At 46.4% G+C, this 24,009-nt stretch carries 15 protein-coding genes; 11 read left to right on the top strand and 4 right to left on the bottom strand.

Annotated elements, in window-relative coordinates:
• The first annotated feature begins 2 nt into the window (after positions 1 to 2).
• From FN815_RS15155 to FN815_RS15140, 4 genes are all read left to right on the top strand, one after another.
• A complete protein-coding gene (locus tag FN815_RS15155) occupies positions 3 to 2,339 on the top strand; it encodes a hypothetical protein (protein ID WP_142455500.1) in 2,337 nt (778 codons plus the stop codon).
• Between the two features lie 778 nt (positions 2,340 to 3,117).
• Entirely contained in the window at positions 3,118 to 6,117 is a 3,000-nt protein-coding gene (locus FN815_RS15150; protein ID WP_142455499.1) for a GH92 family glycosyl hydrolase, read from the top strand.
• Entirely contained in the window at positions 6,074 to 7,318 is a 1,245-nt protein-coding gene (locus FN815_RS15145) for a DUF4185 domain-containing protein (protein WP_142455498.1), read from the top strand. The genes FN815_RS15150 and FN815_RS15145 overlap by 44 nt, the downstream gene beginning before the upstream one ends.
• Positions 7,319 to 7,659: 341 nt before the next feature.
• A complete protein-coding gene (locus FN815_RS15140; RefSeq protein ID WP_142455497.1) occupies positions 7,660 to 8,751 on the top strand; it encodes an ROK family protein in 1,092 nt (363 codons plus the stop codon).
• A 332-nt stretch (positions 8,752 to 9,083) separates the two neighbouring features.
• On the opposite strand, the gene FN815_RS15135 is transcribed toward FN815_RS15140, so the two are convergent.
• Both FN815_RS15135 and FN815_RS15130 read right to left on the bottom strand, forming a co-directional pair.
• Complete coding sequence (locus FN815_RS15135) at positions 9,084 to 9,938, bottom strand: 3-hydroxybutyryl-CoA dehydrogenase (RefSeq protein ID WP_142455496.1); 855 nt, start codon at positions 9,936 to 9,938, stop codon at positions 9,084 to 9,086.
• Between the two features lie 279 nt (positions 9,939 to 10,217).
• Positions 10,218 to 10,748 (bottom strand): hypothetical protein, encoded by a 531-nt coding sequence (locus FN815_RS15130; protein WP_142455495.1) that lies wholly within the window; start codon positions 10,746 to 10,748, stop codon positions 10,218 to 10,220.
• Between the two features lie 69 nt (positions 10,749 to 10,817).
• On the opposite strand from FN815_RS15130, the gene FN815_RS15125 reads away from it, so the two are divergent.
• The 7 genes from FN815_RS15125 (at position 10,818) to FN815_RS15095 (ending at position 19,561) form a co-directional block, all read left to right on the top strand.
• Positions 10,818 to 11,180 carry an arsenate reductase family protein gene (locus FN815_RS15125; protein WP_142455494.1) on the top strand — a complete coding sequence of 121 codons (363 nt, stop codon included), beginning with the start codon at positions 10,818 to 10,820 and terminating at the stop codon, positions 11,178 to 11,180.
• Positions 11,181 to 11,212: 32 nt separating this feature from the next.
• Positions 11,213 to 12,007, top strand: a complete 795-nt coding sequence (locus FN815_RS15120) for a DUF3108 domain-containing protein (RefSeq protein WP_246075317.1) — start codon at positions 11,213 to 11,215, stop codon at positions 12,005 to 12,007.
• Positions 12,004 to 12,447, top strand: a complete 444-nt coding sequence (dut, locus tag FN815_RS15115; RefSeq protein WP_142455493.1) for a dUTP diphosphatase — start codon at positions 12,004 to 12,006, stop codon at positions 12,445 to 12,447. Before FN815_RS15120 ends, dut begins: the two co-directional genes overlap by 4 nt.
• A gap of 117 nt (positions 12,448 to 12,564) precedes the next feature.
• Positions 12,565 to 13,824 carry an MFS transporter gene (locus FN815_RS15110; protein ID WP_142455492.1) on the top strand — a complete coding sequence of 420 codons (1,260 nt, stop codon included), beginning with the start codon at positions 12,565 to 12,567 and terminating at the stop codon, positions 13,822 to 13,824.
• A gap of 735 nt (positions 13,825 to 14,559) precedes the next feature.
• Complete coding sequence (locus tag FN815_RS15105) at positions 14,560 to 15,087, top strand: hypothetical protein (RefSeq protein ID WP_142455491.1); 528 nt, start codon at positions 14,560 to 14,562, stop codon at positions 15,085 to 15,087.
• Between the two features lie 117 nt (positions 15,088 to 15,204).
• Positions 15,205 to 16,041, top strand: coding sequence for a hypothetical protein (locus FN815_RS15100; RefSeq protein ID WP_142455490.1), 837 nt, complete (start codon positions 15,205 to 15,207; stop codon positions 16,039 to 16,041).
• Between the two features lie 4 nt (positions 16,042 to 16,045).
• Positions 16,046 to 19,561, top strand: a complete 3,516-nt coding sequence (locus tag FN815_RS15095; RefSeq protein ID WP_142455489.1) for an SPOR domain-containing protein — start codon at positions 16,046 to 16,048, stop codon at positions 19,559 to 19,561.
• Positions 19,562 to 20,197: 636 nt separating this feature from the next.
• Here the strand turns inward: FN815_RS15095 and FN815_RS15090 are convergent.
• Together FN815_RS15090 and FN815_RS15085 are read right to left on the bottom strand one after the other, a co-directional pair.
• On the bottom strand, positions 20,198 to 21,532 hold the full coding sequence (locus tag FN815_RS15090) for a sugar MFS transporter (RefSeq protein ID WP_142455488.1): 1,335 nt from the start codon (positions 21,530 to 21,532) through the stop codon (positions 20,198 to 20,200).
• A 100-nt stretch (positions 21,533 to 21,632) separates the two neighbouring features.
• Entirely contained in the window at positions 21,633 to 23,909 is a 2,277-nt protein-coding gene (locus FN815_RS15085; RefSeq protein WP_142455487.1) for a glycoside hydrolase family 3 N-terminal domain-containing protein, read from the bottom strand.
• Positions 23,910 to 24,009 lie beyond the last annotated feature (100 nt).

Here is a 24,009-nt window from a genome sequence, read left to right as displayed (position 1 = left end):
ATATGAAAGTTAAAGCACTATTGGGTTATCTGAGCATTGGTTTAATCGTGGCAACAACCGCCTGCAGTTCCCATTCCGAAGAGGTGTATTCGCACATACCATCGCTGGATGAGATGCCCGGCGAATGGGTGTCGGCGGATACGGCAGATATGGAGCCATCCATCCGGAATTTTAGGGGACAAGCCCTCACGAACCGTGATATCAATTCGGTGAGCTGGTTTGTGTCGGCCCCATATTCGGGAGGCTATCACACCGGCCGGTTACGTATAAACGGGCAGATCCCGGAAGTGCATTCTTTTCGCTGGCAGGCCTGGCAAGCATTACGTGAGGCAGAGTGGAATGGTCTCAAGCTCTCAAGTTCCACGCGTATGCCTATCAGCAAAGATGGTCTGATGTGGGAAATCACCATAAAAAATGCAAGTGATGAAGCTCGCCGACTGGATCTCGAACTGGACATGATTGGTTTCAACAGCCAATACGGTGGCGAATGGCAGTGGTGGTATCCCTATCCCAAAATGGATGGAAGAACCACCAACCGCGATGAGGAAGTGGAGAACGTACGCAAGTATTTCAACGAAGATTTTACTTCCATGGAGACCGTTGCCACAGAATTGGTAGGCGGAAAGCCGCAGCAGAAGAAAGTCACGCTCACCTGGCCCTCTGATCGAGAGATATTGCAAAGTGATAAATACAGAAGTCAGCTTTTAGAAGAAACCGTATTGGTTTCTGACCAGGAAACGGCTGCTAAAACCGCATTCATCATTGCCGATGATGGTTGGGAGTATGAAGTGTTGAACAGCGGAGCCACAGGCAAAAAGATGATAGAATTAGAGGCCGGTGAAAGTTATACCCTTCGTTATGTGATGACGGTAAATCAAAACCTGCTGCAGGCTGTGGCCGATGCCCGTTTGCTGAGTGATGAGTTCGGGAAGCAATTTCAACAAATTGAAGAGGAATGGAAAAATCGCTGGCAGGAGATCTTTAAGCCGGATAATGAGCTGCTCTCCGGCGCCTTCCCGGTACTGGCTACGGATGATTCGCTGGCCAAACGCGTCTACTACACCGGTCCGCTCACCATGCTGTATCTCATGAATGAAAACCTGCCGCAGCACGATAAGGTATTTTTAACCGGCGGTCCGCGCTGGGGCGCTTCCATCACCTTCTTTTGGGATATCACAGAGTGGTCGACTTTGTGGGCTGTGGTGGATCCCGCCATGATGCGCGAGCACCTGGCTTCCTGGATCAAAATTGATCCCAGTTTGCACTATGGCAAGGATAATATCAGCGGCGTTGGCGTGGGGAATGGCTACTCGGCCAACTACTGGGCATTGTTCCAGATGATTCGTTCTTATCTCACTGTTTCTAACGACTATGCCTTTCTGGATGAAGTGATTGATGGGAAAACTGTCTATGAACATCTCCAGAAATACGCTCTGAACTGGAAGGAAATCTCTATTTACGGGCAGGAGGGAGCCAGGGAAGATATCTACAAACTGGCCGATTTTGGGGATGATGAATGGAACCTGCTGGAGGCCGTGCCGACTTACAAACATATTGTGCCATCTTTCAATGCGGCCTACATTTGGATGATGCGTGAGACTGCAGACTTGGCCAAAATGAAAGGTGATTCGGCCAAAGCGAAGAATTTAAGGGCACAGTCTGATGAAATGATGGAGCGCCTGCTGAAGCTGTATGCCGGAGATGGCGTCTGGAACAGCCTGTATCCTGACGGTAAAACCATAGAGGTACGACATTCCCTGGATTTCATGTTTCTGGGACGGTATGTGCAGCAAGACATCCCCGAAGATATCAAACAGGAAATGATGGACTTCCTGTATCGTGAGCTCATTACTAATCACTGGATGCGGGCACAATCGTTGCAGGATGTAGCTGCAGAAGATTCAGATCGCCCCGATCATGGTCCGCTGGGCGCCTTTGACGGCTGGCCGGCCGGCACCATGGACGCCCTCACGCAACTCGGATACCCGGATAAAGCCCTCGATTTTTACCACAACATCGCCCCGGTAACCCGCGAAGGAATATGGGCGCAGGCTCATGAGCTGTGGGGAGAAAACAAGCGGGAGAAAAATGCCCGGGTTCGAATAGCCCAGCGCGGCTGGCACAACCGGGAGTCCTCATCAGGTATCGCTATGTCCCAGGTGATGCTGAAGAATTTCTTTGGCTTTTACCCGGATGTAAACGGCCCGGCCATCATCGATCAGGACAAGCCGGACTTTTCAGGAACCCTGTACAACGTGAAATACGGCGATACCTATTATACCCTGACGGCTAAAGACGGGAAGGTAGAAATGGCGGAATCGGAGCATATGGAGGAATAGGATCACAGATGGTACGGATTTGTTGGATGGTCACGGATTTTTTTACTGAAGAAATGATGACTTTAGCTTCACTCCCACCAAGGAATTTCCCCGCTTGGGCGGGGATTAAGGGGTGGGTAAATGTAGCCAAGGACTACTAAGATTTTGAAAAAATGGAACAGAACCCGGATAACACGGATCGGGCGGATCATCACGGATTTTAAATGATATTTCTCAGCGATCATCCCTCAGATCAGCGTCATCCGCGTTCCATTCGGATATAATTATGAAATAAACATTGACTTACTGAACAGGAAAAATTCGCTAAAAAATTCCCCGATGGTTTAATCGAAAGAACGAGGGAGTTGCTGGAGGTCATCATCAGATGCCTTTGCGACAACCACCCTCACCTTGTTCCTCTTCCGGGAGAGGAAACGCGTTAGCGGTTTTTAAAATCCTATGGATAGAAACATCCTATTGGAATTCAGTTGAAGCTGGGTTCATTATCACCAAAAGAGCTTCCCCGCTTGGGCGGGGATTGAGGGGTGGGTAAATGTAGCCAAGGGCTATGAAGCTATTTGAACGAATGATACAGAACACAGATGACACGGATCAGCCGGATGGTCACGGATTTTAATGATTTCCTCAGCGATTATAAGCGTTTTAAATACTGCCCTCCCTGGTTTTTCAGCAGCGCAATAGCTGCTGAAAAACCGGTCCCTCCGAAGGGACACAGGGTTCAAGCTAATAACAATATTGTGTTACATAAAAATTTTCACAGCTATCAACCCAAATAATCATGGATAAACTCCTGACGAAACTACTGCTTTTACTGTTTGTGATCAGCAGTTCTGTATCTCTTTCAGCCCAACAAAAACAGCCGGTGGATTATGTAGACCCGCTGATTGGCAGTCACGACTCCCGCTGGATTATGTTCCCCGGTCCCACCATGCCCTTTGGGATGGTGAAGCTCAGCCCGGACAACCAAGAGCGGGGCTGGAAAGCCGGCTATGATTATGCCATCAACAATATCGCCGGTTTCAGCCACCTGCACTCGTGGACCATGGCCGGACTGCTAACCGTGCCTGCCAATGGCGAGCTGAAGATCAAACCGGGCACCGAGAAAGACCCGGATCGTGGATACCGTTCCCATTTCCGCCACGAAACCGAGCAGGCCGAACCCGGCTATTATTCGGTCGTGTTGGATGATTACGACGTGAAGGCCGAACTGACCACCACCATGCGAACCGGCTTTCACCGCTATACTTTCCCGGAGAGCGATTCCTCCCGTATCCTAATCGATCTGTTAACCCCCTCCGAATACAATTATGAGATCGGTTATACCAACATCACCAAAGTAAGCGATAATGAAATTGAAGGCGTTTCGTACCAACAGAGCCTGCGCAAGGCCAATTACAACGAGTACGTGCTGAACTTCGTGATCCGCTTCAACAAGCCGTTTAAAAGCATGAACGGATGGGTGAAAGAGGAAATCTACCGGAATGTGGAGCAAGTTTCTTCTGGATTCGGGCACAAGGATGTAGGCACCTTCCTGGAATTTGAAACCGAAGAAGGAGAGCAGATTATGATGCAAACCGGCATCTCGCTGGTGAGCGTGGAGCAGGCCCGCCTCAACCTGGAAACCGAGCTGGATCACTACGACTGGGATTTTGAGCAGGTTCGCGCCGACAACAAGCAGACGTGGAATGATTTGCTCTCAGTAATTGAAGTGGAAGGCGGAAGCGAAGAAAATACCACCAAGTTTTATACCAACCTGTACCGCGCCTATGCCGGCCGGACAACCTGGACCGATGTAAACGGCAAATACATGGACATGTACGAAAAGGTGCAGCAGATAGATCCGGATATGCCCGTTTACGGCAGTGACGGCTTCTGGATTACCTTCTGGAATTTGAACCAGTTGTGGTCGCTGGCTACACCGGATATCGCCAATAACTGGGTGAACTCCATGCTGGAAATTTATGACAAGGGCGGATGGCTGCCCAAAGGTCCCACGGGCATCGAATATTCGGGGATTATGGTGGCCTCGCACCAAATCAGCCTGCTGACGAATGCTTATCACAAAGGCATCCGAAATTACGATGTGGGCAAGATGTACGAAGCCATCCACAAGCTGCAAACTGTGCCGGGGCATCCCTACGAGGCCGGCGGGTATGTGGGAAACCGGAACCTGGAAGAATACATCGCCCATGGGTATGTACCGGATGAGGACGGACCGGTGTCCAACACGCTGGAGTATGCCTATGACGACTGGACGGTGGCGCAGATGGCTAAAGCCCTCGGCAAAGAAAAAGATTACAAGGAGTTTACCAAGCGGGCTTTTAACTACAAGAATGTTTTTGATTCTGAAGTGGGATACATGCGCCGCAAATACGCCAATGGCGATTGGGTGGAGAACTTTAGTCCTTTTGGGGATGTGACCTTTCTGGGCTCCGGCTGGGTGGAAGGCAACGCGTGGCAGTTTACCTATTTTGTTCCTCACGATGTGAACGGCCTGATCGGTTTACTTGGTAAAGACGAATTCAATGATCGCTTGCAAAAAGGGTTTGAGGAGTCGGCCCCACACAAATTCAATTCCGAGCATTTGGGCGATAACAGTTTACACGGCATGGGCGTGTTGCCGATCAACCACGGGAATCAACCCAATATGCAGGCGGCCTATTTGTTCAATTACTCCGGCAAGCCGTGGCTCACTCAGTACTGGAGCCGGGAAATTATGGATAATTACTACGGAACCACCCCGGAAGGCGGCTGGCTGGGCGACGAAGACCAGGGCCAGATGGGCGCATGGTTTGTGATGAGCGCCATGGGATTATTCCAGATGGACGGCGGTGCTTCGGTGAATCCGGTCTATGAGCTGGGAAGTCCGCTTTTTGAGAAAATCACCATCCATTTGGATGAGGCCTACTACCCGGGCGGAACCTTTGTGATTAAGGCGAACGGGACCTCCAAAGAAAACCGGTACATCCAATCCGCCAAACTGGATGGGAAACTGCTCAGCAAGCCCTGGTTCTATCACAAAGATTTGGTGGATGGCGGCATGCTGGAGCTGGAAATGGGCCCCGATCCCAATACAAACTGGGGGAGCCGAGCCGAGGATGCACCGCCTTCGCTTAGTACTACTTTGACTGAGGCCGAGATCGACAGCATCATGGCTTACGACCGTCAGGCGGAAGAACTGGCTGAGTGGAATCGTGCGGTGAAGGCCTACTATTATCACAAAAAAGAACACTTTGAAAACCTGCCGAATACGCCGGACGAGATCCTGTTTTTGGGCGACAGCATCACGGACAATGCCGAATGGGCGGAGCTATTCGGGAACAATCCGGATATCAAAAACCGGGGCATTGGCGGGGATGATACCGACGGGGTGCTGGAGCGTTTGGGCGAAGTGACCGAGTCACAACCGGACAAAGTTTTCATCATGATTGGAACCAACGACCTGGCTTACGGCAAATCCAAAGAATACGTGGTGGATAACTATCGTAAAATCCTGGACCGGATCATGAGCGATTCCCCCGACACAGAAATCTACTTGCAGAGCGTGCTGCCGGTGGATGATCAAGTACACTTTACCCGTCCCAATGCTGACATCGAATACATCAACGGGCAGCTTCAGTCTATTAGCAAAGAGCTTGGGTTGATCTATATCGACCTGGCGAGCCAGTTCCGTAAGGACGGCAAGATGGACCCGGCCTACAGTATTGACGGGCTTCACTTAAACGGAGAAGGATATGAAGTTTGGAAAGAGGAAATCCTGCGGTATGTGGAAGAATAGATTGAAAATTTTTGGACTGATGACTGCGGGCCTGGCGGTTTTGCTGGCCCCGGTGGATACCAACGCTCAGGCGCTGGAAAAACATCACCCCGATACCCTGGAAAGCTTTAGCGTGCGGGATGCGGCCGAGTGGAGCGAACTGTTTTACCGGAAGGGCGACTGGTTTGGAGCCGACGGCATTTTTTCCTTTTCGATGGATGGAAAGGAAAGCATCGGGGCAGGGAAGAACAGCCAAACGTTGCTCACCTTCTCCGATACCATGACCGGTCAGGTGGATGGCGATACGGTGTATAATTTTAAGATGGTGAACAACTCGGTGGCCTGGGTGGAGGGCATCACACCTTCGGAAGAAACGGTGGATATTTTGCTGAACCGGGATGCGGACGGCAAGCCTGTTAACTTTTTCAGCCCGCAGACTCCGCAGTCGAAACCGAAGGAATATTACTGGATGGGCGATGGCTTCATTAACAAAGAACAGGGGGGAGCGCTGCATATTTTTGGCTACCGGGTGGTGGACCACAGCGAAGCTTCCTGGGATTTTGAGCAGGTGGGCGTGACCATCATTACCATTCCGGGTGGGGAAATTGTGCCGCCTTTTGAAGCACAGCAACAGGTAGATGCGCCCTTGTATGTGGATGTCCCCAACCTTGGCAAGGGTACTTTTGGCTCAGGCGTATATGTGAATACGGAATGGGCCGGGGCGCCCAATCCCGATGGCTTTGTGTACGTGTACGGGCTGGTGGACCCGAACAAACAGCTGGTGGTGGCACGGGTGCAGCCAGCTCAGTTCCTGGAGTTTGAACACTGGCGCTTTTGGGATGGAGAGGATTGGAATGAGGATATCAACCAAGTGCAGCCGGTCACCAACCGGGTGTCGAACGAGCTGAGCCTGACGCCTTTACCCGACGGCCGCTACCTGCTGGTTTTTCAATTGGATGGTATCGGGGAATATACGGCGGTGCGTGTGGCGGAAAGCCCCGTGGGGCCCTTTGGTCCGGTGCAAAAAATACGGAAGGTGCCGGAGCTGTCCGACCCGCCAGGCATCATCCCGTATAACGCCAAGGCCCATCCCGTGCTATCTACCGAAGACGAGCTGCTGATCAGCTACAATACCATCTCGATGGATTATTTCAACGACATCCTGAACTATCCGCACATGTATCGGCCGCGTTTCTTTTGGCTGAAGGTGGGGGTTCGTTAGTTGTTAGTGGTTTGTTGGGGATGGTGTGGTTTGCCACGGAAGCACTAAAGCACGGAAAGGAGGGAGTATTGATCCTAACGACCGGCAGGGCTAGCATCACAAATCGGTTTATTGGTTTTTCCACTATTCGTTATTCTGTTTAAGGGACCATTAACATTGGTGCCTCATATCCTATGAAGCAGGAGCTTCACATAGACGTTCCCAACGAGGACGTTGGGAACGAGGTTACGATGTTGTATCAACCAGTAACCAATTCCTAATTCCCAATTCCCAATTCCCAATTCCCAATTCCCAATAACCAACATTGTAACCTTCCGGCCGGTTGGCTATCATTGGGCATCATGAAACAACCGCCCATTATACTAACCCTTGATGCAGGGGGAACCAATTTTAGTTTTTCAGCCATCCAACAGGAACAGCAGCTGGGTGATACCCTAGCGCTGCCTGCTCAGGCTGAAGATTTAGATCAATGCATAGCCTATCTGAAACAGGGATTCCTCGAGCTTATTAAGGAACTGGATCAAAAACCGTCTGCCATCAGCTTTGCCTTTCCGGGACCGGCCGACTACCGGCACGGCGTAATCGGGGAGCTGCCCAACTTGCCGGCTTTTCGTGGTGGCGGGGTTCCATTAGGCCCCATTTTGGAAGAGGAGTTTCAACTGCCCGTCTTCATCAACAACGACGGATGCCTGTTTGCGTACGGTGAATCTAAAGCGGGTTTTTTGCCATGGGTGAATAAACGGTTGGAAGAGGCCGGGAATCCAAAGCGGTACAAAAACTTGGTGGGTATCACGCTGGGAACCGGTTTTGGCGTGGGCGTATCTATCAACGGTATGATGCTGGAAGGGGACAACAGTGCGGCTGCGGAAGCGTGGAAATTCCGCAACAAACGCCATCCGTATTCCTTTGCGGAAGATACTATCAGTATTCGGGCGCTTAAGCGTATGTACGCTGAACAAATTGCGATGGATCCTGCTAAAGCACCTGAACCCTACGAAATCTACAAAATTTCGAAAGGAGAAGCCGAAGGCGTTCAACCGGCCGCCCGGGAAGCTTTCCTGAGATACGGCGAAGTGCTCGGCGATGCCGTGGCCACCCTGGTTTCCATCTTCGACGGACTGATAGTGATAGGAGGCGGCATTGCAGGCGCATACCCACTTTTCGCCGGGGCGATGATGGATCAACTGAATAGCTCTTTTGAATTGCTGAATGGAAAGAAATCATCCCGTATCATTCAAAAGATGTACAACATTGAACAAGACTGGGCCTTAAAGGAATTCCTGAAGAATGAAGTGAAGGAGGTGGAACTTCCGTCTACATCAAGGAAAGTGCCGTATTTTGAAAAGAAGAAATCGGGGGTGGGGTTGAGCCGGCTGGGGACGAGTCAGGCGATTACTTTAGGGGCTTATCATTATGCGGTGTCCCAGCTGTAGGTTTTGAACCTGGGTTTACAGGATTGATTCTTCGCTATAACCCATCAAGTGATCTTTTCAGTTTGAGCGAAGCGGTAATTGGAAAGTAGTAGCTCAGGGAGTCTCCGACTTCCACTGAGGGCAATTGGTAAGCAGAAGGGTAGTTGCGATGAGGCAAGTCAGAGACTTGCGGGACTTGTGCTCTTAAGTCAGCGCTCGGTAGACATGGTACTATAAGGCTCGCTGTAAGACTTAAGAGATCTTGTGAGACTTTAGGATCTTCATTTTAAAGATGGGAAAAGGATGTAGGTAGAGTACACCCAATTCCCAATCGCCTTTAACAAATCGGTTATCTAATCATAGCTATAAAAGCCTTCGCCGGTTTTGTTTCCGAGCTTGCCAGCATCCACCATTTTTACCAGCAGGGGAGCGGGGCGGTATTTCGGATCTTTAAATCCATCATACAATACGTTCAGGATATCCAGGCACACATCCAGCCCGATAAAATCTGCCAGTCGCAATGGTCCCATAGGATGTGCCATACCAAGCTTCATTACTTCGTCCACATGTTCGGGAGTAGCAACGCCTTCACCCACGGTGAAAATGGCTTCGTTGATCATGGGCATCAGCACGCGGTTGGATACAAAGCCGGGTGAATCATTGACCGGAACCGGTACTTTATTTAAATGCTCAGCGGTTTCCTTTACGGTCTGATACACACTGTCGATCGTTTCCAGTCCGCGTACCACTTCAACCATTTTCATCACGGGAACGGGATTGAAAAAGTGCATGCCAATAAAACTCTCGGGACGAGAGGTGAGTGCAGCCAGTTTAGTGATAGAAATTGAAGAGGTGTTGGATGCCAGAATCGCATGCTCCGGAGCTGCATCATCGGCTTGTTTCCACACTTTCTTCTTAAGCTCAAAATTTTCAGGTACTGCTTCAACCACCAGGTCTACATCCTCCACACCTTCGCCTACATCCAGGTAGATACTGATGTTACCCAGGGTTTCAGTTTTGTCATCCTCGCTGATTTTTTCCTTTTTCACCATCCGGTCCAGGTTGTTACTGATGGTATCGAGGGCTCGGTCAGCGAAGGCCTGCTTGGTTTCTACGAGATTTACGGAAATGCCGTTCATGGCAAATACGTGAGCGATGCCGTTACCCATGGTTCCGCCACCAATCACTGCTACTTTTTTAACGTTCATGTAACTATGCTGTTTATGATTCTGAATTGTAGAAAAGATTAGGGTTTTTGGAAGCGTTTTTCAAACGGAAGAATGAATTGAAGATTAAAGATTGAAAATTTCAGATTATCTCAGAGATGAAGGTGGTTTATGCCGGATAAATCCATCAGACGGCCCCGAGAATTCGGAGCAGGATTATGGTTACGTGGCTTTAATTCAGCCGTCAGATGGATACCGGATGGCAATCTTAAATCTTCAATTTTAAATCTTGAATCTTGAATCTTGAATCTTGAATCCCACTCACTCCACCAGCACATCGCCGTAAGAAATCATCTGCTGATTGCCGGTAAATATAAAGATACGGTGCAGGCCGCGGGCACTTTCCACATTGTTAAAGCGGCCCAGTTCCATGGGGTTGATCTGGATTTCTGTCTCTCCGGGGGATAAGGTCTCATAATCAAAGTAGAGGGGAGAGCTGAATTCACCATTGTTGTAGCGCGTAAATACTTCAATGCCATTTACGGATTGAACGCCGGTTACATAGATGTTAAAGCGTATCACGGTAGAGGTATTGACAGGATTGGGAAAGGGAGGTTGCTGAATGCGTACCAATCCCTGGTAAAGGGGAGAGGTGCGCCAGTCATCTTCATCGGTAGAAAGAATTTCACCATCAAAGCTGGTTTCGGTATAATTCTGAGGTGGACCATAGGCTTCCTGTTCAAATTCTCGCTGGTCACTATTTTGGGCACATCCGGCACCGAGAATCACAAAAACAGAAAGGACAATGACTGAAAAATATCTGGGCATCAAAAGGGGGAAGAAGTTGTTCATTACATTCGAATTTCGGAAAACAAACCGTATCTTTAGCACATCAAATAATACAAAACATTCATACAAAAAATGGCCAAGCTTCACGTAGTAGGGATTAAAAACTGTAATAAGATCAGAGATACCAAAAAATGGATGGAAGACCATGAGGTAGATTATCAATTCGTTGATGTAAAAAAAGACCCGCTATCGCGTGAAGAGCTTAAAGAACTGGAATTTAAAGTGGGGCTGGATGTACTTGTGAACAAGCGCGGAATGATGTGGCGGAAGCTGGGGTTGGCCAAAAAAGACCTCAGTGACAAAGAATTGTTTGAAGAGCTGCTAAACCATCAAACCATGATAAAAAGACCGGTTATTATTAAAGATGAAGCCGTGATGGTGGGCTATGATGAAGAATCGTTTGAGTCTTTTCTGGATGAGGAAGAAGAGCAATGAGTGTAATTTTGTAGTAACACATTGAGATATTTATGCTGAAGTTTCTATTGCCTGTTTTCCTGTTTATTTCCTCACCGGCTATTGCCCAACATGGCTTCCCCTCTGAAAGTACCTCTCCACCCGAAATGGGAGATCTTTTTAACGTCAAAGAAACCTTTCGCTACGAGGTGAAGTACGGATTTTTTAAACTGGGATGGGTGAATGTGGAGCTGCTCAGCGACTCTACCTATGAAGGAAAACAGCATAAACTTTTGCTTACCGAGATGGAGTCGAACTCCAGCATCCCCTTTATTGGCAAAGAACTGGATCGCTACTACAGCTTGTTTTTTGTGAATGATGAGGGCTTGCCGGTGGAATCCAAATTTTGGAAAGACAATGTGGATGAAGAGGAATTCAAAGAAATTGTCTACACTTTTGATCGCGAAGAAGGCATTGTTCATTACAAAGAAGAGGACGATACCCGCGACACCCTGGCACTGGAAGAACCGGCAACTTCCGGTCATGTCATCTTTTACTTTTCCCGATTGTTTGCCGGCAGTGAGGAATCCTACAAAATGCCGGTTTATGTGAGCAAGAAGAAAGGGTATGTAATTGCTGAAAATTCTACCGAAAAAGAAGAGCGAAATTATGAGCCTTTTGATGACTCCATCATGGCCTATAAGATGAATGGCACTACAGAAAATATTTCAGGGCCCTTTGGTTTCTCTGGAGATTTCAGGGCCTGGTTTTTAGACGACGACCTGCGGGTGCCCCTTGAAGCCCGTGTGAAAGTCATTTGGGGCAACGTCATTGTGAGATTAATTGAATACAACCGCGAAGAACTATGAAGAATGTATTGATCAAGAAACTGGAACATGCCAAAGACTTACCATTGCCGAACTATGAGTCGGTGTCTGCGGCAGGCATGGACCTTAGGGCAGCACTGGAAGCGCCTATGACTTTACGGCCCGGAGAGCGCAAGCTTATTCCTACCGGCTTACAAATGGCCTTGCCTGAAGGTTTTGAGGCGCAGATACGTCCCCGGAGTGGCCTTGCGATTCGAAATGGCATCACCATGCTAAACACGCCCGGAACCATTGATGCCGACTACCGCGGTGAAATCAAAGTGATCGCTATCAACCATGGCGAGGAAGAATTTGTGGTAGAACACGGTGACCGGATTGCCCAGATGGTGATTGCCCCGGTGAAGCAGTTTCCCATGGTGGAAGTTGACGAATTAGATGAAACGGAACGCGGCGACGGCGGGTTTGGAAGCACAGGTGTTTGAACATTGAATATCGAATAATGAACAAGGAATTTTGAACGGTTACGTCCTTCCTGATTTTAACAATCTACCAAACTTTAACAAATTTAACTGCATTTCGGAAATAGGCGGTCAGGAATTATGATCGAAAACCTCCGTCCCTATCTTCAACTCATAAAAGAAAACCACGACTTTCGCCGGCTTTGGCTGGCACAATCTATATCCAATTTCGGGGATTGGTTTGGGCTATTGGCACTCTATGCCATCATCGGCAGGTATTCCGACTCTGAGTTTTTACTGGGACTGATTATCGTGGTTAAGATGCTCAGCCTGGCTGCCTTTTCTCCCATTGCGGGCTATTTCGCAGACCGCTTCAATCGCCGGCGCCTGATGATTTGGTGTGATATTTTACGCGGACTGGCTGTACTGGGGATTATCCTGGTGCAGTCGCCCGAAATGCTGTGGCTGGCCTATGTATTGACCGCGGTACAGATGATGCTATCTGCCGTATTTGAGCCTGCCAAAACTTCCTCCATCCCTAACGTCACTTCCGAGGAAGACCTCACCAATGCCAATATCATCTCTACAGCAACCTGGAGCATTATTTTTACCACCGGAATGGCGATTGGAGGTTTTGCCACCGAATGGCTGGGCACCGATCGCGTGCTGATATTAGATACCCTCACGTACTTGCTATCTGCCTGGTTTGTCTACCGGGCTGCCATTCCCCAAAAAAGTCTTTCAGACGCCGAACTGAAACGAACCCGTAATCCATTTAAAGGGATCAGTGAGGGCCTGCGCTACCTGCTAAGCAACCGGCACATTCTAAGACCTAGCTTGGCCAAAGGAACCTCCACCATGTTTTTGGGCGGACTGGTGTATTTACTGATAATCGTAAGTGAAGAAGTACTGATGATGGGTAGCATTGGGTTGGGACTGCTGTATGCGGCGCGGGGTTTTGGGACCGGTATTGGCCCAATTATAGGCCGGCGAATTTTTAGGGATGAAAAGGACTGGGTGAAGATGATGGGGCTGAGCATCCTGTTTTGTGGGGTGATGTACATGGTGGTAGGCTTTGTAAATAGCATCACCCTGATGTTGATATTTGTGTTGTTAGCCCATTCCGCATCCGGCGCCAACTGGGTAAGTAGCACGGTGTTATTGCAAAAGCGAACCCAGGATACCTTCAGGGGGCGGATCTTCAGCACTGAATGGCTTTTGTTTACGATTGGGAATTCCATCTCTGTGGTCATTGCCTCGCTGGTACTGGAAAGTGGCTGGCTAACCGTTAAACCGCTGATTATGATTTACGGAGGCATTATGGTGCTGGCCGGGATAATCTGGAGCTTTACCATAACGCGGAATGAAAGGGATTGGCAGGGACAGGAAATTCAAAATTGAAGATTGAAGATTGAAGATTGAAGATTAACGTGTGTCGATATAAAACCGGTCATTGCGAAGGCTGCTGTGACCGGAGGGAACACAGCCTGTGGCAATCTCTCGGATAATGTCCAGTCCTTTTTTGCCTCATTTTTTCTCCGACTAATGTCCAAATTAAAGAACGGTAACCATCTGACGTCTGGTTTGAAGCCCTGTGATTACGATTTCTCAGGGCCGTCTGATGGTTCTCTTCACACCACAAAACCGATAAAGTTTTAGTCACTACTTCATCATGTAAAATCGCGGATTATTCGGATTGATAGATTAGCACAGGTTTGGGTTCTCTCTAACACCCCAATCTTTAATCTTCAATTTTGAATCTCTCTCCCCCGCACAGATTTTCAGAAAATTAAAAAAAACTAACAGAAATAAACGTATGGGAGCAAGTATGTTAGTGCCGGCGTTTTATCCCTTTTGTAGTGATCATTTGTAATCTTGCATCAGAAAATAAAAATTTACCTCGCACCTCGCACCTCGCACCTCGCACCTCCTGCATTAAGAAATTCTAAATTTAAGTCAGGATTGCTATGCGTATAATTTGCGTTGTCTAAATACTGATTAAAGTGTTAAAAAAGGTTTCAAGCTTATGTATTAAGACCCTCTAACAAAGAGAGGTATACTTGATGGCGGTTATTACCTTGATTACATTTTTAAAGAATTTTACAACATACTTTTAACCCCACAATTACTCTACTCATGAAAACTTTAAAAACCATTTTATCCGCTTTTGCCCTGGCGGCTATTTTATCAACAGGGGCTTTGGCACAGCAAGCAATAGTCAATGCGAGTGCTAATGTATTAAACGTATTACAAGTAAGCGGCTCAGATATTGTTTTTGGAGATGTTGACAACAACACAAATGCTTACATACAGGCAGGTTTCACTGGAGAAACTGCATCAAGCAATACTGGTTCAGATACTCCTGGAGCTGTTTCAATTAGTCAGGGTGCTAATAACACAACAGTTGAAATAGTTTGGAATACAGATGTTGTTCTCAGCGATGGTACAAATACCATCAATTTTCAACCAGTTTTGTCTCATAATAGTACAGAGAAAGCAGGAGCTGGTGGTGGAACCAGTAAAACAGCATCTTTGTCATTAGATGGTAGCGGTGAAGCGACTATTAGTATTGGTGGTTCCTTATCTTCAGCAGGTGCAATTGCAGGAAGTTATTCTACCTCAAATGCAGGTGGTACTGCATTGACAGTCACAGTCAGTTATTAAAAGTATCAGTTGATTTATTTTAAAGTCTCACTTGACCAAGTGAGACTTTTTTTTGGTTAAATAATTAATGTTGGTCTTTTTTTATTAGCTTCTAGTTGATTAATACTAAAATATACTATGATGGAAAAAGTTTTGAAGCGATATATATTTTTGGTAATGGGGGTTTTCATAGCAACTAATGCTTATTCACAAGTTGCTATTGCACCTACAAATTTGTTTATAGATGCTAATTCAAATTTTGCGACGTATCTGGTAATTAATAATTCGCAGGAGAACCAAGAGATATCAGTTGATTTTCTTTTTGGTTATACCTCTACTGATAGTCTTGGAATAAGAAGTTTGGTATTTGACGATTCTACGACTGCATCAGAGTATTCACTTGTGGAATATATGCGTGCTTTTCCTCAGGATTTTACATTAAATCCGGGGCGCAGACAGGTTGTAAGAATAAGGGTTAATCCTCCAGCTAATCTTGATGAAAAAACCTATTGGGCACGAATTAGGACTTCTTCTAACCCGGTCAGTCCTCCTGTCGAAGTAGAATCTTCCGACAATGTTACGGCAAGAGTGGGAATAAATATTCAGCAAATCTCAGGAATATTTTTAAAGAAAGGTGAGGTAAGTACGGGTATTGAAGTAGAAGAAATCAGGCCACTCATAAATAATGATTCCTTGATTGTTTTAGCAGACTTTCAAAGGTTGGGTAATTCACCCTTTTTAGGAACGATAACAACCCAGCTTAAAGATGATTCTGGCAATGTAGTTAAAGAAAATGTGACTTCTACTACTTTATACTTTGATGGTACCCACAGGGAAGAATTGACGATAGATGATATAGAATCAGGAAATTATACCATTGAAATACAGTATGAAACGAGACGTAGTGATATCCCCGCAGACGAACTCGTCCAAATGCAACCCGTAACTGCAACCACGACGGTAACGATTCCCTGACTAAGTGCAAAATTTTTGGCGGTTTGCAATCATAGGTTCAGCAATAGTTGGTCTCTGTAGCATCGAGGCTTTTTGGAAACCGTTACAAGCACAAAACGAGGATCCGGAAGAGTTTGAGGTTTACCTCGACTTTCGTCACAGAGGGGTAATTAATACGGTAGTCATTACCTATTATCGGGATAACGAATTCTTTCTCCCAGTCAGTGAGCTTTTCTCCCTGTTTAGTATTGATCACCGCTCCGAAGGCTTAAATATAGCAGGACAATTTGGGGTCGATCAAATTCCCTATCTAATCAACTTTGAATCCAATGTCATTCGGTTTGGGGAGCAGAGAACAGAGATATCCTCCGTTGACTATATTCATAAAGAGTTAGACTCATATCTCCGGGCGGATATATTTGCAGAAGCATTTGATCTGGATTTTACCATCGATTTTAACAACTTGACGCTGAACCTGGAAACCTTTCGCGAATTGCCTGCCATTGCAGAAGCCATGCGAAGACAGCGCCGTCAACTGGCCGATCAGAATCAATTCAGAGAACAACGCTACGATCTCCGATATGATCGGGAACGCCCATTTCTGGATGCCGGGTTCATCGATTACAATCTTTCTTCTAATGTTTCCACTTCCCAAAATGTGTATAATTTTAATACGAATGTGGGTTTCCAGTTGTATGGTGGGGATTTACAAGGTGCCATTTTTGGGAGTTATTCGGATGAGTTTGGCAATTTCGGAACCAACAATCTCCGTTGGCGATATATGTATCGTGATCAGTCATGGCTTAGCAAGCTGACTATAGGCCAAACTACCACCGATGGTGTAACCCGAAGCCAATATACCGGCATACGGCTGACCAACGAACCTATTGAGCCCCGTAGGCTTTTTGATGAGTTTGAGATTGAGGGGAATACGATTCCGGACTCTGAAGTTGAGCTATACCTGAACAATGCCCTCATTGATTTTCAACAGGCGGATGAGATGGGGGATTATCGCTTTTTGACACCCATAACCTATGGGACGTCAAGACTAAACCTTAGAATTTATGGCCCTACAGGACAGATTATTGAACGGGCTCAGCGTATACAGGTGCCGTTTACCTTTCAACCTGAAGGGGTGTTTAACTACACCTTAAATGCGGGTCGTCTGGACAATCCGATTTTGGGTAGTACGGAATTGAGTTATACTGCACAGGGTACGGGTTCCTATGGACTCACGGACTGGTTGACGGCCAAAGCAGGAGTGGAATACTATGAAGATTATCATGAAGAGTTACCCACATTCACAAGCTCTCTATCTTCCCGCATCTTAAAGAAATATATCTTAACTGCAGAAGTGGCTTCTGAGGTATATTATCGTGGGATATTCAGTGCTATTTACCCAAACTCTGCCAGTATCAATATTGATTATACCGATTTTATGGAAGGCAGTAATGTGGGCTTTTATAATCCTTCCAATGACCAAAAAAGAATAACGGCCAGTGTTTTTTACCCGGTAGAACTTCTGGGTATTCCCATAAGTGTGAGGGCTTCTACTTTTTCACGCATCCGGGAATCAGCGAATACCGCAACCGTACGCCTGGATGCCAATATGCGCCTGGGTAAGTTGAATTTAAGGCTGGGATATAGCGACCGGTATACCGGTACTATTGATTTGCTGAACCCTACCCAAACGGCCTACATGGAGGGCGCTGCCACCTACAACATCTCCCGGAACAGAAATTTGCCAGCCTACATGCGAGGCGTCTTCCTTAGAGCTTCCATGCGTTATCAACCCAACTTGCAGCAAGTCGATAATGCAGAGTTTTTGCTATCCAGGCATGTTTTCCAACAAGGTCGTTTCCAGGTAGCAGCAGGACGCAATTTTACCGGCGGATTTAACACCATTCGCTTTAGCATGGTGATTGACTTTGGAAAAGTTCGTACCAATTCCACTTACAGCAATATTCGAAATACAGGCAACTTTACACAAAATGTCCGGGGCTCTATAGGGTATGACTCTAACTACGATAATTTCATTTTCACCAGCCGGGACCAGGTCGGCCGCTCAGGTACGGCGGTAAAATTATATGTGGATAATAATGGCAACAATAGCTACGACTCAGAGGATGAAGAGATAAATGCCAATGCCGTTCGGGTACAACGCTCCGGTGCTCAGACAGTGATGAAAAACGGGGTTTTATATCTTACCCAAATGCAGCCTTACTATTACTACAATCTTGAAATGAATAAAGGGGCGTTAGCCAATCCGATGCTGGTTCCTGAATTCGAACAGTTTGGCTTGATTACCGATCCCAATCGATTTAAGAAGGTAGAGATTCCCTTTTATATGTCGGGCGTGATGGAAGGAGTAGTTGAACGCAGATATGCTGATGGCAGCACGAGAGGAGTGGCTGGTTTACGCTTATTACTGCGTGAAGAAGAGGGTGATTACGAGGAAGAAATCCGAACCTTCTCTGACGGAAGTTTTTATTCTTATGAGATACCACCGGGGCGGTATTACATGGTGGTTGATAGCGGAAACCTCACGAAACTTGGGGTCAAATCCGTACCTGATACCTTGCGTTTTGAAATTGAGGCTATCCCGGAAGGGGATTTTGTAGAGGGATTAAATTTCTTGTTGGTGCCTGAAGAACAAAATGAAGAGTCTTCTTCAGATGCTCTTCAAGGTGAACAAACGGGTATGGGTAGAGGGGACGATCCAGTTAATATAAGAGAAGGAGCATCGGAAGAATACAACATTGGCACTGAATCAATTGAAAGCGGAAAGCAGGAGTATTGTGTTCAGGTGAGCTCTGTTGAGACATTAAGTAGAGCATCTTCAGTAGCCAACCAACTCAATAAAGAACAGGCCCATGTGATCATGCACGAAGCCACAGGTTTGTACATGGTCCGAACGAAAAGTTATCAATCTTTGGGGGAAGTAAGTTCAGTATTTGATGCGGTTTCTGAAGACCAAAAAGAAGCGGCTTTGGTCACTAATTGTGGCTATGATAGCAGTGCAAGAAAGATAAATGTACCGAACAGCTATAGCGTACAGTTTGGGGCTTTTTCTAATGCTAACCGAGCAAGAGCATATCTCAGCGAGCTTGAAAAAGCTTATGGAGTTTCGAAGGTTTTCGTTGAACAAGATCCGGAGAATAAATTGTATATGGTTCGAGCCGGCAACTTCGACTCTGAGGAGGCCGCAGAGGACTATAAAAGAGAACAGCTTGAATCTACCGATTTAGAAAGCCTGTTTATTTCAAAGTCAGAACGGGAGATTCCTACTTTAAACTCCAGTTTTGAGTATCGACTGCAACTTGGTGTGTTCGAAAATAAAAGCGAAGCCACTTCTTATGCCAGGAAGATAAAAGATACATTTGGCATTGAATCTAAAATTCTTATTGATGAAGCCAGGTCCGCATTTCTTGTCACTAAAGAAAAGTTTTCAAACAAAGAAGAAATGTTGTCCATAAAAGAAAAGATGAACGCCCATCAGAATTTCTTAGATCCTATACCTCATCTTATACAACAGGATTAGTTATTCCCTTATGCTTTAGGAAGTCTATTAAGAAAGAGAGAAAACTAACGTGAGTTTGAGATAAGAATGATGTAAAAAAGGCCTGATCATCATCCGAGGAATTAGGATCGAAGCGATTTCCCAAACAACGCTCAAAGGCATTATACTGGAGATTGCCACAGGTCGTGCACCCTCCGGTCACGGCAGCCTTCGCAAATTGTAGATGTTAGATAATTTGCAGACACTTTTAGTTACTATGAAGGCCCTGAAAGGGTCAAACATCAATAGCCCCGGGTAAGCTTGTTTAGGGGCCTCAGCTTGCGGGGAGCAAACAGGTGCAACCCGGGGTGTCGGAGATAGAAAAAACAAGCTTCGCCCCAAAGGTAGACAGGTTGATGGCGATGAACGAAGCTTGGGCACCTAATCCCCCAAAGATCACATATTTGCCAAACCCTCGACAAACATTCATAACTTAACATCCTACAAGCCTCGGGTTCTTTATTGCTGACACGCTACCCAGGGTTGCTCCCGCTTAGGCGGTTTTACCCTGGGCTATTCGTATTAAACCCTTTCAGGGTCTTACTAACAAAATTTTGTTACCTAATTACCTAATCTCTACAGCAATGACGGGTTTATATCGAACTCACATTACTAAGCTTAGACAGTATTCAAAGCGATTTTAGAGCCTATCTTACCATACCAGGAAATGTACAGGTAGCAGCATACTGGCAATAGCAGTGCAATCTGTAATCCAAAAGAATCCGCTAAGGCACCGTAGAGAGGAGGGATGATAGCGCCTCCGACAATAGCCGTACATAGAATTCCGGAGCCTTGGGCAGTGTCTGGTCCCAGCTTTTTGATGGCAAGAGTAAAAATGGTGGGAAACATGATAGAATTAAACAAACCCACACAGAGTAAAGTCCACATAGCGGTTAAGCCTCCGCTCATCATACTGAAAGAAATAAGAACAATGTTGATGCCGCCATAGATAGCCAACAGGTTCCCTGCGTTAAGCTTCTGCATCAAACCGGCACCAATAAATCGTCCAATCATGGCTCCGCCCCAATAGAAGAATACAAAGGTGCCGGCAAGTTGCGGGGGCGTCATGTTTGCAATGGTGACATCGGAAAAGATGGTTGAAAGAAAAGAAGCTATGGAAGTCATGGCAGCACTTGAGGCTACCAGTGCTTCGATATCCAAAGAGAGGAAATAGTTTACCAGGTAGCTGCCAATAGTCACTTCGGCGCCAACATATACGAAAATCCCCAGGGCTCCAAACATCAGATGTTTGGACTTTAGGGCACGCCGGTAACTACCACCTTTGTTTTCATCACCTTCCAGTATCTTCGGCAGATTGAAGGCAGCAAAGAGGCCCGCAAGTATAATCAGCACTACGGCCAGTACGATAAAGGGTCCCTGTACGGCTGCTGCTTCCGTTTGATAGTAGGCTTGTTGCTGAGCCTCAGTCATAGCCGCAACTTCTTGAGAGGAAGCCACACTGCTGCTGAGAATAAAGGCCGCACTCACCAAAGGGGCAATAGTGGTTCCCAAAGAGTTAAAAGCCTGAGCAAGGTTTAGACGGCTTGATGAGGTCCGGTCGGGGCCCAAAGCGGCTACATACGGATTGGCCGCTACCTGCAGAATGGTAATGCCTCCGGCCAACACAAAAAGAGCCATCAGGAAAATGGGGAAGACGCGGAATTCCGCAGCAGGATAGAACATCAGGCAGGCGAGTCCCATAGTGACCAAACCAGTGACTGCCCCCTTTTTGTATCCAATGCGTGATATGAGGTAGCCTCCGGGAATAGAAAACACAAAATAAGCCGTGAAGAAAGCAAATTGGACTAAACCTGCCTCAAAGTAAGACAACTCAAATACATCCCTGAGACGAGGGATTAGGGCATCGACCAAAACGGTGATAAATCCCCACATGAAAAATAGTACAGTTACAACGATGAAGGCGGTGCGGTAAGACTTGTTCTGATCAGTCATATGGGGAATCTAAATTAGATTACAGTGTAATTGACAAGTTATACTAAAGCTATTGTTTAGACAATTGTTTACTCAGGGATCGCAGGACGCTAAAAGTAAATTATGGGGTCTGATTTTGTAGAAGCTCAAAGTCAACTTTCTCGTTATTAACCATAACCGTATACTTCCCGGGCTCGAGTCTATAGCGTCTATTTTCATCAGGAAATCCCAGATCTTTGTCTGGCTCAATGGTAAACTGAACGATGCTTGATTCGCCTGGTTCCAGGAATATTTTTTTCATATGCTTTACTTCCTTTACGGGACGTGTAACCGTGCCTACCTGGTCATGCAAATACCATATTACAGATTCTTTACCCGCTCTTTCACCGGTATTGGTCACTGTTATGCTTGCAGTAATCGTTTCATCTACGCTAAGAGTGTTCGCAGAAAGGGTAAAATCCGAGTATTCAAATTCGGTGTAGCTCAACCCAAAGCCAAACGGCCATTGCCATACATTTTTTTCTCCTTGTGTGATGGAATTGGCTTCTTCCGGATCAAAGAAATATACATCGCTGGGTTTATGATTGTAGGGAACAAAGTGACTGGGGTAGATCGGATAGGAGAAGGGAAGCTTACCACTTGGATTGACATCCCCGCTTAAAATATTAGCAATGGATTCAGCTCCCTCGAAACCAGGAAGCCCGGCCCATAGATAGCCATCCATCTCATCCAATACATCCGATACAATTAAGGGGCGACCGCCTACAAATATTCCGATAACGGGCTTTCCTGAAGCGGCTACGGTGGTTATCAGTGATTGCTGATCAGCAGGAAGTTCAAGTGTGGTTAAGTTACCCACAAATTCTGTATAAGGTTCCTCACCGATGGCAGCTATAATGAGGTCATGTTCTCTGGCAGCTGACTGCAAGTCTTTGGTTGATGTATTTTCCGGCATTAAGGTAATGGTAGATTGGTCAAATTCAGCTTTCAGAGCTGTATAAATGGTATGCATATCCTTCGGATAACGCTCCTCTTCAGCGCCCTGCCAACCTACGGTCCAACCACCGGAAAGATTTCGCTTGGAGTTTGCAGAGCGACCGACCAGTAAGATTTTTTCAGGTGATTTTACAAGAGGAAGTACTGCATTTTCATTCTTTAGAAGTACGATAGATTCCTCAGCAGCAGCTCTTGCCTTGGCTTTGTTCGCATTACTGCCAATACGCTCAAAGCGGTCGTTGCGTGGATAAGGATGTTCAAATAAACCGAGTTCAAATTTTAGGGTTAAGATTCTTCTCACAGATTCATCAATACGAGATTCTGAAATTCGTTCACTTTTAACAAGTTCCATCACTGATTCGCTAAATGCCAGTGAGGTAGGGGTCATACTCATGTCAATTCCGGCGTTCAGAGCCATTTCTGTAGCTTGCGTATAATCCTTTGCGGTATAGTGATAGTTCACCAGTTTGCCAATATCGTCCCAGTCTGTAACAATCACACCGTCAAATCCCATATGACCGCGAAGCAGATTGGTTAGAATTTCTTTGGAAGCATGAACTGGTATGCCGTTAATTTCAGAGCTGTTCACCATGATGGTTTTCATACCTGCATCGATGGCAGCTTGAAAGGCGGGTGCATGCAATTCATGGATAGATTGACCGGATAAATCAACGGGGGTTCGGTCCCAGCCTGATCTGGGATCTGAATAACCTAAGAAGTGCTTGCCTGTTGCAGCTACTTTATAAGGGCTTATATCGGGGTTATTCTGAAGTGCTTTTACATAAGCGCTACCCATTTCTGAGGCTACATGATATGATTCACCATACGTTTCGTACAGACGGGGCCATTTGGGATTCCGACCAAGATCCAGTACCGGAGCAAAAATCCAATGATGCCCAAGGTCTGCGGATTCGAGGGCGGTAATATGCCCGTTGTTTATGGAATGCTGAACATCAAAAGTAGCAGCAAGGTTTATGTTGTGGGGAAAAATAGTGGCCCCTGCCAGGTAGCTGGCTCCATGCATGTGATCAATGCCATAGATAATGGGAATACCCAACCTTGATTCTTCGACAGCAATTTTTTGCAGAGCCTTGGTGAACTCATACCATTGCTGGGCTGGAACCGCTTCCCCATTTAAAAAAGAACCAATATGATGATTGAGAATGTATTCGCGGGCTTTGCTTTTTACCAGTTCCACATCGCGTTGTTCACCCGTTGTATTAATCAGGGTAATATTTAACTGATCCATTTGGCCAATTTTCTCCTCCAGTGTCATCCTTGACAATAAATCTTCAACGCGGTCAGAAATGGGGAGGTCGGGGTTTTTGTAAGGCTCAACAGTTTGAGCTGAAATTCCGAGACTGAATAGCAAATAAAAGGTGAATAGAAAGAGAGTTTTCATTAGGCAAGGCTAAATTTGATTAATCTGAGCAGCAATTCACAATTGCTATGAGAATTAATGCAAATTTATGCAAAAAATAAACAAAATTTTGCCTAAAATT

Origin of the sequence: Gracilimonas mengyeensis (assembly GCF_900182705.1) — a bacterium.
GTDB classification, from domain to species: Bacteria; Bacteroidota; Rhodothermia; order Balneolales; family Balneolaceae; genus Gracilimonas; species Gracilimonas mengyeensis.
The sequence above is the reverse complement of the archived record's forward strand: the minus strand, read 5'-3'. Positions and strand labels throughout refer to the sequence as shown.

What these genes read in the sequence shown, in the direction of transcription:
- FN815_RS15105 (WP_142455491.1), top strand. Translation starts at nt 14,560, where the DNA reads ATGAAAACTTTAAAAACCATTTTATCCGCTTTTGCCCTGGCGGCTATT.
- FN815_RS15150 (WP_142455499.1), top strand. Translation starts at nt 3,118, where the DNA reads ATGGATAAACTCCTGACGAAACTACTGCTTTTACTGTTTGTGATCAGC.
- FN815_RS15090 (WP_142455488.1), bottom strand. Translation starts at nt 21,532, where the DNA reads ATGACTGATCAGAACAAGTCTTACCGCACCGCCTTCATCGTTGTAACT.
- FN815_RS15125 (WP_142455494.1), top strand. Translation starts at nt 10,818, where the DNA reads ATGGCCAAGCTTCACGTAGTAGGGATTAAAAACTGTAATAAGATCAGA.
- FN815_RS15145 (WP_142455498.1), top strand. Translation starts at nt 6,074, where the DNA reads ATGAAGTTTGGAAAGAGGAAATCCTGCGGTATGTGGAAGAATAGATTG.
- FN815_RS15085 (WP_142455487.1), bottom strand. Translation starts at nt 23,909, where the DNA reads ATGAAAACTCTCTTTCTATTCACCTTTTATTTGCTATTCAGTCTCGGA.
- FN815_RS15155 (WP_142455500.1), top strand. Translation starts at nt 3, where the DNA reads ATGAAAGTTAAAGCACTATTGGGTTATCTGAGCATTGGTTTAATCGTG.
- FN815_RS15100 (WP_142455490.1), top strand. Translation starts at nt 15,205, where the DNA reads ATGATGGAAAAAGTTTTGAAGCGATATATATTTTTGGTAATGGGGGTT.
- dut (WP_142455493.1), top strand. Translation starts at nt 12,004, where the DNA reads ATGAAGAATGTATTGATCAAGAAACTGGAACATGCCAAAGACTTACCA.
- FN815_RS15140 (WP_142455497.1), top strand. Translation starts at nt 7,660, where the DNA reads ATGAAACAACCGCCCATTATACTAACCCTTGATGCAGGGGGAACCAAT.
- FN815_RS15130 (WP_142455495.1), bottom strand. Translation starts at nt 10,748, where the DNA reads ATGAACAACTTCTTCCCCCTTTTGATGCCCAGATATTTTTCAGTCATT.
- FN815_RS15135 (WP_142455496.1), bottom strand. Translation starts at nt 9,938, where the DNA reads ATGAACGTTAAAAAAGTAGCAGTGATTGGTGGCGGAACCATGGGTAAC.
- FN815_RS15120 (WP_246075317.1), top strand. Translation starts at nt 11,213, where the DNA reads ATGCTGAAGTTTCTATTGCCTGTTTTCCTGTTTATTTCCTCACCGGCT.
- FN815_RS15110 (WP_142455492.1), top strand. Translation starts at nt 12,565, where the DNA reads ATGATCGAAAACCTCCGTCCCTATCTTCAACTCATAAAAGAAAACCAC.